The sequence below is a fragment of the Zwartia panacis genome (genome assembly GCF_030410395.1).
In the GTDB taxonomy this organism is placed as follows: Bacteria; Pseudomonadota; Gammaproteobacteria; order Burkholderiales; family Burkholderiaceae_B; genus Zwartia; species Zwartia panacis.
The window spans coordinates 20654-35410 of the sequence record NZ_JAUHHF010000005.1 but is presented as its reverse complement, the minus strand read 5'-3'; the positions used below and the strand labels follow the sequence as shown (position 1 = coordinate 35410).

Below are 14757 nucleotides of genomic sequence, written 5' to 3'. Positions count from 1 at the left end.
CACGCAAAATCCGAATTCAATACATCATTCAGTCTAGCGCGGATCATAAAAGCGGTGATTAATGCCGTGCAAGTTAGCACGACTCTGGCCTTGCACCCAAACGGGGATCGCCGCGGCCCAGAACCCTTTGACGTCCATAACGGGCAAAGGGTCAAAACCCAGAGCCTCCCAGGCACGCTGTAAAACAACCAAAGGCTCTGATAAATCCAGAGCCGCAGCACCATTTTGTTTGGACAGTTTCTGACCCGCCTCATCGGTCACGAGCGGTACGTGCAAGTACTCCACTGGTGCCAATCCCAAAAGACGACCCAGCAAGCGCTGTCTCGCAGTACTGCTGAGTAAATCTTCCCCGCGCACCACATGAGTGACCCCCTGATGCGCATCATCCACCACAACGGCTAATTGATATGCCCAAATGCCGTCCGCGCGGCGCAAGACAAAATCTCCCACTGCCTGCGCGACGTTTTGACTCATAGGACCTAACCAACGATCCTGAAAGGCCGTCTGACCCTCTGGCACACGCAGCCGCCAGGAAAGCGCCTGACGCCCTTCTGGCAGCCCTGAGCGACACGTCCCGGGATAGGGGCGCTCTCCCTCGGGAAAATGCCCTTGCAAACGTAATACTGAATCCGCAATCTCCCGGCGCGTACAAGCACATGGATAAACCAGATTTAACGACAAAAGGGCATCAAATGCGCGCTGATAGGCACTCAATCTCTGAGATTGATACAAAACCTCTCCGTCCCATTGCATACCTAAAGTTTGCAACTGCTGCAGGATGACGCGATCTGCACCGGGAACATTACGAGGGGTATCCAGATCCTCCATGCGAACAAGCCAGGCGCCCCCGTGTGCGCGGCTGTCCAAATAACTGGCCAGCGCCGCCACAGCAGAACCTGCATGAAGAGGACCACTCGGGCTGGGTGCAAAACGACCAACGTAAGGCATTTGAAAACCGAACAGCTCAGTGCAGCAGACGGTCACCGTCGTCGCGTAAAAGCTCCTCGAGGATCAAATGATCAACTTCGGACTCTTGGCTCCACAACACCATCAAAGCGATAATTTTGATTTTCTGGAGCGATACCGAACCATCCGTGGTCGCCATGGCGCGATCAATCACGATTTCACGCAGGGCAGGTGACAGGGCCTGGGTCGTCTCAAGAAAAGTGATGAAGCCAATCGCCTGAGCGCCCAGATGTTGCTGCTCGTTTTCCGCATATACGCGGAAACCATCTCCAGGCGTATGGGAAAGCTCGACGCACTGCTCGGTGGTTTCAGCCAAACCAACCAGCCAGCCTAGAGCCTCATCGATGTCGGTGTGCTCAAAACCGGCGGCGGCAAGCCTTTTTGCCAGCACGTCCGCCGAGGGACAGGCTTCGGGGGTGTAATAGTTCTCAAACAGGTAAACCAGGATATCGAACATGGCAGCTACGGCTCCTGTTTTAACCGGGGTCTGTCAGACCCCTCATGTGAAATAACTTTACCCTTAAAAATAGAAAACAACAAACGCTATCTTAAATGCCCATGAAAGCGATCAGGTTGATATCGCTGCACGCGGCTCCGTCCGGCGCACATATTGAGCGATGGCAGCAGGCAGCGCGACAACAAGACCGACCAAACCACTTTCCCAGCCAGGTGCGATAAACAATAGCGAAGCGATCGCAAAGGTCCATCTTTCCCAGACTTTCATATGCGTCAAGAAATATGCGGAAAATGAAGCTGACAGCAGTACCAGGCCAATCATCGTTCCACCTAACGTAATAAAAAACTCTTCCCAGGTAAATCCTTTGAGGACGAGCAGCAATGATGGTGAAAATATGAATACAAAGGGAACCAACAATTTACTGATTCCCAGCATGAAAGCGGTATTGCCTGTTTTAAACGGATCGCTGCCCGCCATCCCCGCTGCAGCATATGCGGCCAACGCCACCGGAGGCGTCAGGTCCGCCAAAATACCGAAATAAAACACGAACATATGCGCCGCAAGTGGCTGGACACCCAGCTGCACAAGCGTGGGTGCGGCCACAGCAACCATGATGATGTAGTTTGCGGTCGTCGGAATTCCACAACCCATCAAGATACACACCAGACCCGTAATCGCCAGCGCAGAGATCAGTGTCAAGACCTGTATATTGGTCAAAAATTCTGGCAATACAAAAGCAGCTGCCGAAGCCATCGCTTGAGAGGCCGCGATCACGATGTAGGAAACTTTAAAGCCGACTCCAGTCAGAGTGACGACTCCAATCACAATGCCAACCGTACCCGCTGCGGCACCAACCGCCAGCGCGTACTTGGCACCCGTTTCAAACGCGTCGTAAAGGTCTCTCCAACGTAGGCGCTGAACCGGATTGAGAAGACCCACCACGATACACGCTGTGATACCGGCGAACGCAGCAAGATAAGGCGTGCGGCCACTCACCAACACGCCAATCAACACCACCAGAGGGATTAAGGTCGGCCAACGCTTGCGGAAAGACTCTTTCAACTTCGGCATTTCATCATCAGTCAAGCCGCGCAAATTCTGGCGCTTCGCCTCAAAATGCACTTGCATGAACATGCCAAAGAAATATAGAAAAGCTGGAAACGTTGCGGCCAGTGCAATGTCCCGATATGGAATATTTAAAAACTCAATCATCAGGAATGCCGCGGCACCCATGATCGGCGGTGTGATTTGTCCTCCCGTACTCGAGGCCGCCTCAACGCCTGCGGCAAAGTGTCTGGGGTATCCCACCCGGATCATCGCTGGAATAGTCAATGAACCCACCGTCACTGCATTTGCAATCGACGACCCGGATAACATCCCAAACAATGCAGAACCAAACACCGATACCTTGGCAGGGCCACCAGCGTAGCGACCCGCCACAGCGGAAGCCACATCAAGAAACAACTGACCCAAGCCAATTCGGGTCGCCAACACACCAAACAGCACAAAATGAAATACGTAAGTGGCCACCACCCCAATCGCTACACCGTATACCCCCTGGCTCGTGAGATAGAGATGATTCACGATTTGTGACCAGCTATTTCCGGCGTGTTTGAGCAAGCCCGGAAAGTCTTGACCGAACATTGCATAGATCATGAAAACAATCGCAATGATGGGAAGAGGCCATCCCATCGCGCGACGCGTACCTTCGAGCAAACCCACCAGCAAGATCGTTCCCATCACCACATCAATGGTGTCAGGATTGCCGACCTTGAAAGCCAGCTCTTCAAAAATGTAAGGGATGTACAAAACGGTCAATGCGAGCGCCAGCGCGATCAACCAGTCATACAAAGGAATTCCGCCCGGCGCAAACCATGTCGACTTTGGTTCACGCTGATACGCGCGCTTATTAAAACCAAACACCAAAAAAATCAGACTCAACACAAAAGCAAGATGAACGCCACGATGCGTCGACTCCCGCAACAAACCAAAGCCTGCCGTGTAATAGTGAAAGATGGAGAGGGACACTAACAGGACTGAGACAATCCATGTCGCACCTGCTGCAAGGGGCCGAAAACGTATCTCCGGGTCATATTTTTCCGTCAGTGCCTGGGCTTTCACTTCATCGATTTGCATAGCAGACTCTTCATAAACGAATGATCACTTTGATCAAAAATAAAGGCGGTGCTTCGCTTTCGCGCTCACCGCCTTCAGCACTCCATACTCAACCGTGGGCGTCGCGAGTATCGGGCTCATGACGCCGTGGCCTTTACTTCAACAAACCTTTTTCTTTATAAAACTTTTCCGCACCTGGATGGAAGGGAATACCAGCGCCCATCACAGCATTGGAAAGAGTAATCAGCTTGCCTTTGGAGTGACCGGCTGCCAGAGCCTTTTGTGCGGCATCTGAGTAGACTGCTTTCACGATCTCATACACGACAGCTTCGGGTTGCTTGGCAGAGGTAATCCACTGAGCATTCACAGCGATAGTCTTGACTTCACCCACGCCCTGATACGTACCTGCGGGGATCACGTCAGGCGTAAAAAAGCGCTGCGATTCGCGCAACTTATCGATCTCTGGGCCTGCGATCGGTACCAGCTCAACACCCGCACCACTGGAGACAAGCTCAGCGACTGCTGCCACAGGAGCACCTGCCACGATGAAGAAGGCGTCCAAACCACCGTCTTTCAATTTTTCACCCGCCTGATTGGGCTTCATATATTCGGCTTTGACATCTTTGTCGGTCATGCCAAAAGCGCCCATAATCAAACGCACATCGACCAATGTGCCAGAACCTGGTTCATCCATGGACACACGCTTGCCACGCAGATCGGCGACAGACTTGATCCCTGAACCTTTACGGGCGACAAGATGGATACTTTCAGGATAGAGCGTTGCGATCAGTCGCAAATCCGTGGCCTTGGGTTTTCCGGCAAACGTACCCGTTCCAGAATACGCCCAGTACGCGACATCCGACTGGCTGAAACCCGACTCAAGTGAGCCACCCATAATACCGTTCACGTTTGCAACGGAACCGTTGCTGGCCACCGCAGAAGCGATCAGTTTTCCGGGCTGGGTCACAAGATTGGCGATCATTCCGCCCACTGGGTAGTAAGTACCTGCTGTGCCGCCGGTACCAATACGGAAAAACTGCTGGGCCTGGGCTGGCGCTGCAACGGTCGCAACAAGTGCCACAGCACCTAAAACTTTGGCTAGAGATTTTAAGAACATCGCGTTACTCCCTGATTAGATAATCGGACGACAACGTTGTCAGTTTAACTGGTACTTTTGCTGATTGATTGTAATTAACTGCAACAAATTTGCACCTTACTCCAACCCAATAAGCGCCACACCCTCGCTGACTTGCTCGCCCACGCTAAAAAACACCTCTTTGACGACACCCTCGCTAGGGGCGATGACTGCATGCTCCATCTTCATGGCTTCCATCACTAACAGTGCATCACCCTGTTTCACTTTCTGACCTGCTTTCACGTGCACAGCAATTATTTTCCCTGGCATGGGTGCCGTCAGGCCCCCAGTTAGATGCGACTCGCCCTGCAAGGCCTGCCTGAGGGGGTCTTGTAAGCAGAGCACCGTATGCGTGCCTTCCACAAACACATCGATACGCTCACCCTGCTTCTGAACAGTGGCCGTTCGACGCACGCCATTGAGCACATATGTCAGCTGGCATGCACCACTTGGCATACGCTGGGCTGTCCACGATAAATCGCGTAAGCATCCCTCAAATTCAAGTCTTTCCTTACCCGTGTCGCATATGTAAAAAACCTGTGTACGTGTATCACCATCCAACCAGATAAATTGACGGCGATATACCCCGCTTAGCCGCCATCCATCCTGAATGGCCCAAGGGTCGACTGAAGCACGCGATCTGGATGGCTGCGATGCCGCGCTGAAGGACTCCTCGGACAAGACCGCTAACACCGCAGCCGCACACACATGATCTGATCGGGTTTGGCCGAACGGAAACAATGTGTCGCGCCTTCTCTCGATAAAACCAGTATCAAGATCTGCTTGCGCAAACGAATCGTCTGCAATCAGTCTGGAAAGAAAATTGACGTTTGTGTGCACCCCCGTAATTTGCGTTTCTGCGAGTGCCTGCTGCATACGGAATCGTGCTTGCTCGCGCGTAGCGCCCCACACAATGAGTTTCGCGATCATCGGATCATAATAAGGAGAGATCTCATCGCCACAGCGCACCCCCCCATCCACGCGGATATTCCCGTTCGTAAACTCAACATGCTCGGGTAATTGCAGATGCGAGAGACGACCCACTGAAGGCAAAAACCCATTCTCTGCATTTTCCGCATAGAGCCGCGCCTCAATGGAATGGCCCGACATTGGAAGTTGCTCTTGCGTCAATGGCAATCGCTCACCAGCGGCGATCAGCAGCTGCCACTCCACCAGATCAATCCCGGTAATCATCTCAGTTACGGGATGTTCAACTTGCAAGCGCGTATTCATCTCCATGAAATAAAACCGACCATCAGGCTCGACGATAAATTCAACCGTCCCGGCACCCACATACCCCACCGCCTGAGCAGCAGCCACCGCGGCCTCGCCCATCGCGAGTCGCATCTCTGGATCCATATTTGGCGCAGGTGCTTCCTCGATCACCTTTTGATGTCGACGCTGAATGGAACAATCTCTTTCAAATAAATAAATGCAATTGCCTTGAGTATCGGCAAATACTTGGATTTCAATATGTCTCGGTTTTTGCAAATAACGCTCGATCAAGACACGCTCGTCACCAAAGCTCGCCTTTGCTTCTCTCTGACACGAAAGCAGCGCAGCACTGAAGTCCTCGGGAGACTCCACGACGCGCATCCCTTTTCCTCCACCACCCGCGCTCGCTTTAATCAATACGGGATATCCGATCGCATCCGCCTGCTGCTGTAAAAATCCAGGCTCCTGATTCTCTCCGTGATAACCAGGTACAAGTGGTACTCCGGCTTGTGCCATCAGATTTTTTGCTGCCGACTTACTTCCCATTGCTGCAATCGCGGATGCAGGTGGTCCGATAAACGTGACGCCAGCATGCGTACATGCCTGCGCAAATGTCTCGTTCTCAGACAAAAATCCATATCCTGGATGAATCGCCTGCGCACCAAATCGTTGCGCAACCTCAAGGATTGTCTCGCCCTTCAGATAACTTTGCTGAACACTCGCTTCACCAATTCGAACTGCGACGTCACAACTCGTCACATGTTTTGCATTCGCATCAGCATCCGAATAGACGGCGATGGTCTTCATGCCAAGCTTGCGTGCAGTCGCTGCGACTCGACAGGCTATTTCACCGCGATTGGCGATCAGTATTGTTTTAAACACTTTATATTCCTGTTCAAGCCTTTACATACGAAACACGCCAAAGCGTGTATCCGGGATCACAGCATTGAGCGCCGCTGACAAGCTGAGTCCTAAAATTCGACGTGTGTCCGAGGGCTGAATCACACCATCATCCCAGAGCCTTGCGCTGGCGTAGAAAGGATGTCCTTCTCTTTCGAACTGCTCGAGTATCGGTGCTTTGAAGGCCTGCTCTTGCTCGATCGTCCACACGCCTCCTTTCGCCTCCACACCATCTCGCCGTATCGTCGCCAAGACGCTGGCTGCCTGTTCGCCTCCCATGACCGAGATACGGGCGTTAGGCCACATAAAGAGAAATCTTGGAGAATACGCTCGGCCGCACATTCCATAATTTCCCGCACCAAAAGATCCGCCAATAATGACTGTGAATTTCGGTACTGCAGCTGTCGCGACTGCCGTGACAAGTTTGGCCCCATGGCGAGCGATTCCTTCATTTTCGTATTTACGACCCACCATAAAACCCGTGATGTTTTGCAAGAAAATAAGCGGAATTTTTCTTTGCGCACAAAGTTCTATGAAATGCGCACCCTTTTGCGCCGACTCTGAAAACAGAATGCCGTTATTCGCAATGATTCCAACAGGCATGCCTTGGAGATGCGCAAATCCTGTTACCAATGTTGTGCCATAACGCGCTTTAAACTCATCAAACTCCGAACCATCCACCAGTCGCGCAATGATCTCCCTGACATCATAGGATTTACGTGTATCCGCAGGTACGATGCCATTGAGCTCCTCCGGATCGTAGAGAGGCTCACGCGTTTCCCGCAATGCTAGCTGTTGCGGCTTTTGTCGATTCAGATGACTCACTGCTTTGCGCGCGAGTTGCAAGGCATGATGATCGTTGATGGCCAAATGATCTGCCACACCAGACAACCTTGTATGGACATCTCCGCCACCCAAGTCTTCGGCCGAGACCTGTTCGCCTGTTGCTGCCTTCACGAGCGGTGGGCCACCTAAAAATATTGTCCCCTGTTCGCGGACGATGATGGACTCGTCGCTCATTGCAGGCACATAGGCACCGCCCGCCGTGCATGAGCCCATGACGACTGCGATTTGTGCGATGCCTTGAGCCGACATGTTGGCTTGATTAAAAAATATCCGCCCGAAGTGCTCACGATCCGCAAAGACATCCTCTTGTTGTGGCAGGTTTGCGCCTCCTGAGTCCACGAGATAAATGCATGGCAAGTGATTTTGTGCCGCGATCTCTTGGGCACGAAGATGTTTTTTGACGGTCATCGGGTAATACGTACCCCCTTTTACCGTCGCGTCGTTGCAAACAATCACACACTCTATGCCCGAGACGCGTCCTATGCCTGTAATGATGCCCGCAGCGGGTGCATCGTCGTCATACATGCCATATGCCGCAAGCGCAGAAAGCTCCAAAAAAGGCGTGCCCGGGTCCAGCAATTGCTCGACACGCTCGCGTGGCAGTAACTTTCCTCTTGCAATATGTTTTTGCCGCGCGGCCTCTGGACCACCTTGCGCAATTTTTTCCAGCACTGCCTTGAGTTCGAATACCTTTTCACGCATCGCACTGGCATTGTTCGCAAACTCGGCCGATCGACCATTGATTTTCGACTCGATAATTGGCATCTCTGTGCTCTCATTAAGTTTACGTTTGCATAGCCGTATGTATTGAAGATTAAATTGACGTTTACGTAAACGTCAATACTAATATAAAGCAACGTGCCCTGATAGTCACTTTTTAGCCTTAAGCAATACCTCACATTGCCGCTGCTGCTGCACAATTTCGGCCAATGTCTCCTCCAGATCCACGCGCTGCTGCTCGAGACTCGCCCGCTGACTCTCCAGGACCGACAAGTAATGCTTAAGCTGAGGCACTGTATCTCTCGGTCCTTCGTACATATCCACCAGCTCGCGGATCGCTGAAAGCGTGAATCCCAGCCTTTTACCCCGCAATGCGAGCTTCAGCCTGGTGCGGTCACGCGCCACATAAATACGCTTATTTCCCTCCCGTGCCGGATTCAGGATGCCGTGATCCTCATAAAACCGAATCGTACGCGGCGTAATGTCAAACTCTTTAGACAGATCCGAAATCGTCCAGGTCGGTGGGGTCATGGTGTTTGCGATAGCAGTTTACGTAAACGTAAATTATGATGGCTTGAAGAAACCGTCAAGCTTGGAGATATCAAAACATGAACCCACTCGAGCATCAGCTGCAATATCCGTTTGCAGACACTATGCCCGGTCCCGGCAAAACTATGGAGCTCGCATCGGGTGTGCGCTGGATCCGCATGCCATTACCTTTTGCGCTTGACCATATCAATCTCTGGCTTTTACGCGACAAAATCGATGGCAAAGAAGGCTGGACCATTGTCGACTGTGGCATCAGCCGTGACGAGGTCAAGACGCTTTGGGAAGAGATCTTTGCAACGCAACTGGAGGGCTTGCCAGTGCTGCGCGTCGTGGTGACACACATGCACCCTGATCACGTCGGCCTGGCAAGTTGGCTTTGCAAAAAGTGGGATGTACCACTCACCATGAGCATGACGGACTATACAACCGCCAAACTCTGGTCCATGGGACAAAGCAATGGTGGCACAGGAGGAGAGAGCGCCGCACAGCATCTGGGTCGTCACGGCATGACGGACCCCGAAGCACTAGCACAAATCCGTGCCCGCGCATCCTACTACCCCAGCTTAGTACCCGAAATGCCAACCTCATACGCGCGCATCCTTGATGGACAAAAATTAAAGATCGGCGGACACGACTGGCAGGCCATCGTAGGATACGGACATGCGCCCGAACACATTTCACTTTTCTGCCCGGATAAGAATGTGCTGATTTCTGGTGATATGGTCCTCCCGCGCATTTCAACCAATGTCAGTGTCTTCGACTACGAACCACTGGGCAACCCGCTACCACTTTATCTAAACTCACTGGACAACTTTAACCATCTTCCGGCCGACACGCTGATTTTGCCCTCGCACGGCAAACCCTTCAAAGGTTTGCACGAACGCATCGCCCAGCAACACGAGCATCATGCCGAACGACTCGCCGAAGTCCTTGAAGCCTGTGTCACACCTCAATCGACAACCGATATCCTGCCCGTTCTTTTCAAGCGTAAGCTAGACTTGCATCAAACGACATTTGCAATGGGCGAAGCCATCGCGCATTTACATGCTCTATATTTCGAGGGCAAGCTTTCTCGTGAACTTTGCGCAGATGGCATTATCCGTTTCGTCAGAACATAAAGGACGCGTCTTGACTACACATCACCTTGATACCCGACTCCTCCATATCGGTAGCGCCCCCTTCGACCCCGAGACAGGCACCGCGCCGGTCAGCCTGCCCTCCATGCGCACCAGCACGGTCCGCTTTGAAAACCTGGCCGCACTTGATCGCGCCATGACGCGTCGTCTGGCTGGAGAGCGGGCCATTACGTATGGTCGCTCGGGCATGGACACACACCGCGCACTCGAAGACGTATTCATGCAACTCGAGGGTGGCAGTTATTGCGTACTCGCACCCTCAGGCATGGCCGCCATCAATATCGCTTTTCTGGGTCTGTTGAAAACCGGCGACCATGTGCTCGTATCTGACTGCGTCTATGGCCCCGTTCGAAATCTCGATCGTGCACTGCTCCAGGGTTTTGGTATTTCCGTGACCTACTTTTCCGCAGAACGCGACGATATTGCGCAACTGGTTCAACCCAATACGAAAATGATCTACGTCGAGTCACCTGGGTCGTTGCTGTACGAAATGCTTGACATGCCCGCGCTCGCCTCGCAGGCCAAGGCCCATGGCTTGATCCTCACGACCGATAACACATGGGGTTCTGGGTACATCTACCGACCGCTGATGCTCGGTGCAGACGTCTCCATCGTAGCTGGCACGAAATACATTTCCGGACACTCCGATGTCATGCTCGGCGCTGTTATCGTCAAAGATCAAAAGCTTGCCGCCCGCATTCATTCCGCACAATACGCGATGGGCAACTCCGTCAGCGCCGATGATGCCTGGCTCGCGTTGCGCGGCGTGAAAACGATGGCCGTTCGCATGCCTCAGCATGCCCGAAACGCCCTCGAAGTCTGCAAGTTTCTGGATACACAACCAGAAGTATTACAGATTTATCATCCTGCATGGCATAAAGACGCGGGCCATTCTCTATGGCAACGTGACTGCACAGGCTCCAATGGCATGTTGTCTATTGAGCTCAATTGCACACCAGAAGCGGCCAAGCCTTTTGTCGATGCGCTCGAACTCTTTGGTATTGGTTTTTCCTGGGGTGGGTTTGAAAGTCTGGTGCAATGGGTCGAACCCGGCACCTTGTCCTCACATCAACACTGGAAACATCACGAACACGCTCTGATTCGTTTGCATATTGGGCTTGAGTCTGTCGACGACTTGATCGCCGACTTGAAGCAAGCGTTAGCCAAAATCAAAAAATAACGAGGGGTCTTTGATGTCTAAAGATAAGGGCTATGTTTTTGTTGAGCTTGAGGTCCATGACATGGACAACTTCAAAGCACACTACCAACCCCGATCAACCGCCGCTGTTGCTGCGTTTAACGGTCGTTTTGTGATGCGGGGTGGCGAGGTCACGGTCAAGAACGGCCCCGATGATCAACGTCGACGCGTCTTGCTGGAATTTGACCGTTACGAAGACGCTTTGGCGTTTTACGATTCAGATCTCTACCAAGAAGCTAAACTTCACCGCGACAAATACGCGCACGTTCATACGTTTTACATTATGCGTGGAACATAAGAACAAAGCCCGCTGTTTACGCAGCGGGCTTTCTTTAATCAGCATTGGATCAATACGGGTATTAAATTATTTGCCTCTCACCTGACGGATCAACTCACTCGCGACATCCAGGGTTTGTTGATAACCACCCGCCTCTGAAGGTGAGGTCACAAACCGCCCAGCCACGGAAACTGTCGGGGTCCCTTGAATACGATAAGCCGTCACGAGCTGGTCCGCGCGACCTGTCTTGGAAGACACCCCAAACGACTCAAATGCCGCATCAAACTTTTCAGGATCTACACCCTGAGTCGCGATCCAGCTTTTAATTTCTGCTTTGGTAAATAAGCGCTTTTTTTCCTGATGGATCGCCTGGAACACTTTCGGATGCAAGTCCATGCGATTCAACGCCTCGAGCGCATAATACAGACGCTGCAGCGGCTTCATACTGGCATTGAATGCTACGGGTACACCTCTCACTATGACATCAGCAGATTGCGCTTTGATCCATTTTTCCAACAGCGGTTCAATCGCTGCACAGTGTCCGCAACCATAAGAGAAAAATTCCAATACTTCGATCTTGCCTGGCTCTGTTGGTTGAGCTGGCGTGAGCTCAATGAATTTACCTTTTGTAGCAGGCGCGTTTTGCGAAAAACCCGCAGTTGAAAAAAACATCGCACCCATCGCAAAAATAATCAGTGCGAGACGTGAAAATATATTCTGTGTCATAGTGATTCGTCCTAAGTGACAAAATTGGTTTACTGCCGAACAACCGCAGTGGGTATTTTTTCCTGACCTAGACGGATACGAGTCTGATTCATGTCGTCGATTCGTTCGAACGGCCCCACACGCACGCGATTGACCTGCAAACCATTAACTTCAGCACGCTGAATCTCAACGGGCATCCCCATCAGGAGAATTTTGGCGCGCAACGCTTCGGCATCCTCTAACACTCTGAAAGAGCCAACCTGCAAATAATAAGGACCGCTGGATTTGGGCGGAGTTGTCGACGAGGTGCTCGCCGATCCTGTTGGACCCACTGTTGCTGATCCTGCCTCTGACCGGCTCGCTGTCGATGTCGAGCCAGAAGCCCCTTGCGAAGCACGTGAACCGGCACTTGGTGCTGGTGTCAAGGTTGCGATCAAAGAACCCAGGGCATCACCATTTTGCTTGGCTGTGCCTGCTGCGGGCTGTCCAGCTTGGCCCGTTACAGCTACGCCGGTCTGGCCTGTGGGTTGGTCAGGCGCGCTCGGGGCAGTGACAGGACCGGTATCACGACCACCCAAAGCAGCGTTAGGATCGGGAGCATTGCGAGGATCAGGCCTCACCTGCTCATCAGGTGACCGGCTCGCCTTATCCATAAAAGGCATTGGCGCCTTGATGACGTAGTAAGCGACGCCTGCGGCTAATCCCAGACCGATCAACAAGCCAGCCAGGACGCCGTACATCGTGCTACCACCGGATGATTTATGTTTTGCCATTTGATGATCTTACATCCGTTCCGGAGCCGATACACCCAGTAATTCCAGGCCATTGGCAATGACTTGGCGAGTCGCGTCTGCCAGTCGCAAACGTGCGTGCTTAAGCGCGACATCATCAACCAACACGCGCTCGGCGTTATACCAGGAATGAAAATCAGAAGCGCAGTCTCTCAACCAGAACGCAACCAAATGCGGAGACAACTCAGCCGCCGCCTCAGTCACCAGTGCTGGAAACTCTGCAAGCCTTTGCATCAAGGCCAGCTCCGTAGGTGAAGTGAGTAAATTCACTGGAGCCGCATGCAATTCGGCAGCGCTTAAACCAGCCGTTGCCAGCATAGAACAAATCCTGGCATGCGCGTACTGGATGTAATAGACCGGGTTTTCTTCGCTCTGCGAGCGCGCCAGATCCACATCAAAAACAAACTCCGTGTCGGCACGGCGTTGGATCAAAAAGAAACGAACCGCGTCGCGCCCCACCCATTCAATCAAGTCGCGCAACGTGACATAACTGCCGGCACGTTTGGAAATTTTGACTTCCTCGCCGCCGCGCACAACTTTGACCATCTTGTGCAAAACATATGCCGGATAATCCGCGGGTATGCCCATCGATAACGCTTGCAAACCCGCGCGTACGCGTGCAACCGTACCATGATGATCACTACCCTGAATATTGATCGCGCGCGTAAATCCTCTCTGCCATTTGGTGACATGATAGGCAACGTCAGGCACAAAATAGGTGTAACCACCTTCAGACTTTCGCATCACACGGTCTTTGTCGTCACCCGTTCCAAGCTCGGTTGTGCGCAACCATAACGCGCCCTCGCTTTCATAGGTATGTCCACTTGCAATCAACTTATTGACGGTGTCTTCAACACGACCAGAGGTATAGAGTGAGCTCTCTAGATAATAATGATCAAACGCCAAACCAAATGCTTGCAAGTCGAGATCTTGTTCGCGACGTAAATATGTCACTGCGAAACGGCGAATATTGTCAAGGTCATTCAAATCACCATTCGCCAAAACAGGCTCTGCATCGCTGGCACTGACTGTTGCTTTGGCAACAAAGTCACGCGCGATATCAACAATGTAATCGCCCCGATAACCATCCGCTGGATAATGATCAGAATCCGGGTCGATACCCTGTGCACGCGCTTGCACACTAATCGCTAGATTCTGAATTTGGTTACCGGCATCGTTGTAGTAGAACTCACGGCTCACCTCAAATCCGCTCGCATCAAACAAGCGACACAGCGCATCACCGAGTGCTGCTTGCCTGGCGTGACCGACATGCAAGGGACCCGTCGGATTGGCCGATACAAATTCGACCAATACTTTTTGCGCTTGTCGCGGTGCACGACCAAACGCCTCGCCCTGCTGAACAATCAAATCCATGACCGCGGTTCGGGCCGCATGCGTCAACCGGAAATTGATAAAACCGGGTCCTGCAAGCTCAGCCTGGTCAATCAGCGTGCGCGCTTGCGGATCATTCAACAACACATCCAGAATCGCCTGAGCGAGTTCACGTGGATTACGCTTGGCGGGCTTCGCCAGCTGCATGGCAACGTTGGTCGCCAAATCACCATGTGCGGCAACTTTGGGGCGCTCCAGCAAAACTGTTGGCGTTGCTTCTGGCAATACAGCGGCCACAGCGCGATGGATACAGGAAATCAGGGTGTTTTGTTGCTCGAGGAGCATGGGCGTAGGCAGTAACAATAGGAAGACTTAAATCATAGCCTGAATTAAGCTATGCCTAAGCAACCAAAGA

General features: G+C 52.3%; 13 protein-coding genes. 3 read left to right on the top strand and 10 right to left on the bottom strand.

What is annotated here, in order from left to right:
- Nucleotides 1–33: 33 nt before the first annotated feature.
- The 7 genes from gluQRS to QWY30_RS08635 form a co-directional block, all read right to left on the bottom strand.
- Nucleotides 34–948 carry a tRNA glutamyl-Q(34) synthetase GluQRS gene (gene gluQRS, locus QWY30_RS08665; protein ID WP_290240149.1) on the bottom strand — a complete coding sequence of 305 codons (915 nt, stop codon included), beginning with the start codon at nucleotides 946–948 and terminating at the stop codon, nucleotides 34–36.
- Between the two features lie 16 nt (nucleotides 949–964).
- Nucleotides 965–1423, bottom strand: a complete 459-nt coding sequence (locus QWY30_RS08660; RefSeq protein ID WP_290240147.1) for a Smg family protein — start codon at nucleotides 1421–1423, stop codon at nucleotides 965–967.
- 111 nt (nucleotides 1424–1534) lie between these two features.
- On the bottom strand, nucleotides 1535–3559 hold the full coding sequence (locus tag QWY30_RS08655) for a TRAP transporter permease (RefSeq protein WP_290240146.1): 2025 nt from the start codon (nucleotides 3557–3559) through the stop codon (nucleotides 1535–1537).
- Nucleotides 3560–3692: 133 nt separating this feature from the next.
- Entirely contained in the window at nucleotides 3693–4655 is a 963-nt protein-coding gene (locus tag QWY30_RS08650) for a TAXI family TRAP transporter solute-binding subunit (RefSeq protein WP_290240145.1), read from the bottom strand.
- Nucleotides 4656–4751: 96 nt separating this feature from the next.
- On the bottom strand, nucleotides 4752–6770 hold the full coding sequence (locus tag QWY30_RS08645) for an acetyl/propionyl/methylcrotonyl-CoA carboxylase subunit alpha (protein WP_290240144.1): 2019 nt from the start codon (nucleotides 6768–6770) through the stop codon (nucleotides 4752–4754).
- A 21-nt stretch (nucleotides 6771–6791) separates the two neighbouring features.
- Entirely contained in the window at nucleotides 6792–8399 is a 1608-nt protein-coding gene (locus QWY30_RS08640; protein ID WP_290240143.1) for a carboxyl transferase domain-containing protein, read from the bottom strand.
- Nucleotides 8400–8504: 105 nt separating this feature from the next.
- Entirely contained in the window at nucleotides 8505–8885 is a 381-nt protein-coding gene (locus tag QWY30_RS08635) for a MerR family transcriptional regulator (RefSeq protein WP_290240142.1), read from the bottom strand.
- A 77-nt stretch (nucleotides 8886–8962) separates the two neighbouring features.
- Between QWY30_RS08635 and QWY30_RS08630 the strand changes: the two genes are divergently transcribed.
- Genes QWY30_RS08630 through QWY30_RS08620 form a run of 3 tightly spaced genes read left to right on the top strand, consistent with a single transcriptional unit; the run spans nucleotide 8963 to nucleotide 11535 of the window.
- Nucleotides 8963–10021, top strand: a complete 1059-nt coding sequence (locus QWY30_RS08630) for an MBL fold metallo-hydrolase (RefSeq protein ID WP_290240141.1) — start codon at nucleotides 8963–8965, stop codon at nucleotides 10019–10021.
- Nucleotides 9993–11219 (top strand): cystathionine beta-lyase, encoded by a 1227-nt coding sequence (metC, locus tag QWY30_RS08625; protein WP_435433383.1) that lies wholly within the window; start codon nucleotides 9993–9995, stop codon nucleotides 11217–11219. The genes QWY30_RS08630 and metC overlap by 29 nt, the downstream gene beginning before the upstream one ends.
- A gap of 13 nt (nucleotides 11220–11232) precedes the next feature.
- Nucleotides 11233–11535 (top strand): DUF1330 domain-containing protein, encoded by a 303-nt coding sequence (locus QWY30_RS08620; RefSeq protein WP_290240139.1) that lies wholly within the window; start codon nucleotides 11233–11235, stop codon nucleotides 11533–11535.
- 66 nt (nucleotides 11536–11601) lie between these two features.
- On the opposite strand, the gene QWY30_RS08615 is transcribed toward QWY30_RS08620, so the two are convergent.
- The 3 genes from QWY30_RS08615 to argS are packed head-to-tail and all read right to left on the bottom strand — an operon-like array spanning nucleotide 11602 to nucleotide 14687.
- Nucleotides 11602–12240, bottom strand: a complete 639-nt coding sequence (locus QWY30_RS08615) for a thiol:disulfide interchange protein DsbA/DsbL (RefSeq protein WP_290240138.1) — start codon at nucleotides 12238–12240, stop codon at nucleotides 11602–11604.
- Between the two features lie 29 nt (nucleotides 12241–12269).
- Nucleotides 12270–12992 carry an SPOR domain-containing protein gene (locus tag QWY30_RS08610; protein WP_290240137.1) on the bottom strand — a complete coding sequence of 241 codons (723 nt, stop codon included), beginning with the start codon at nucleotides 12990–12992 and terminating at the stop codon, nucleotides 12270–12272.
- 9 nt (nucleotides 12993–13001) lie between these two features.
- A complete protein-coding gene (argS, locus tag QWY30_RS08605; RefSeq protein ID WP_290240136.1) occupies nucleotides 13002–14687 on the bottom strand; it encodes an arginine--tRNA ligase in 1686 nt (561 codons plus the stop codon).
- Nucleotides 14688–14757: the final 70 nt, after the last annotated feature.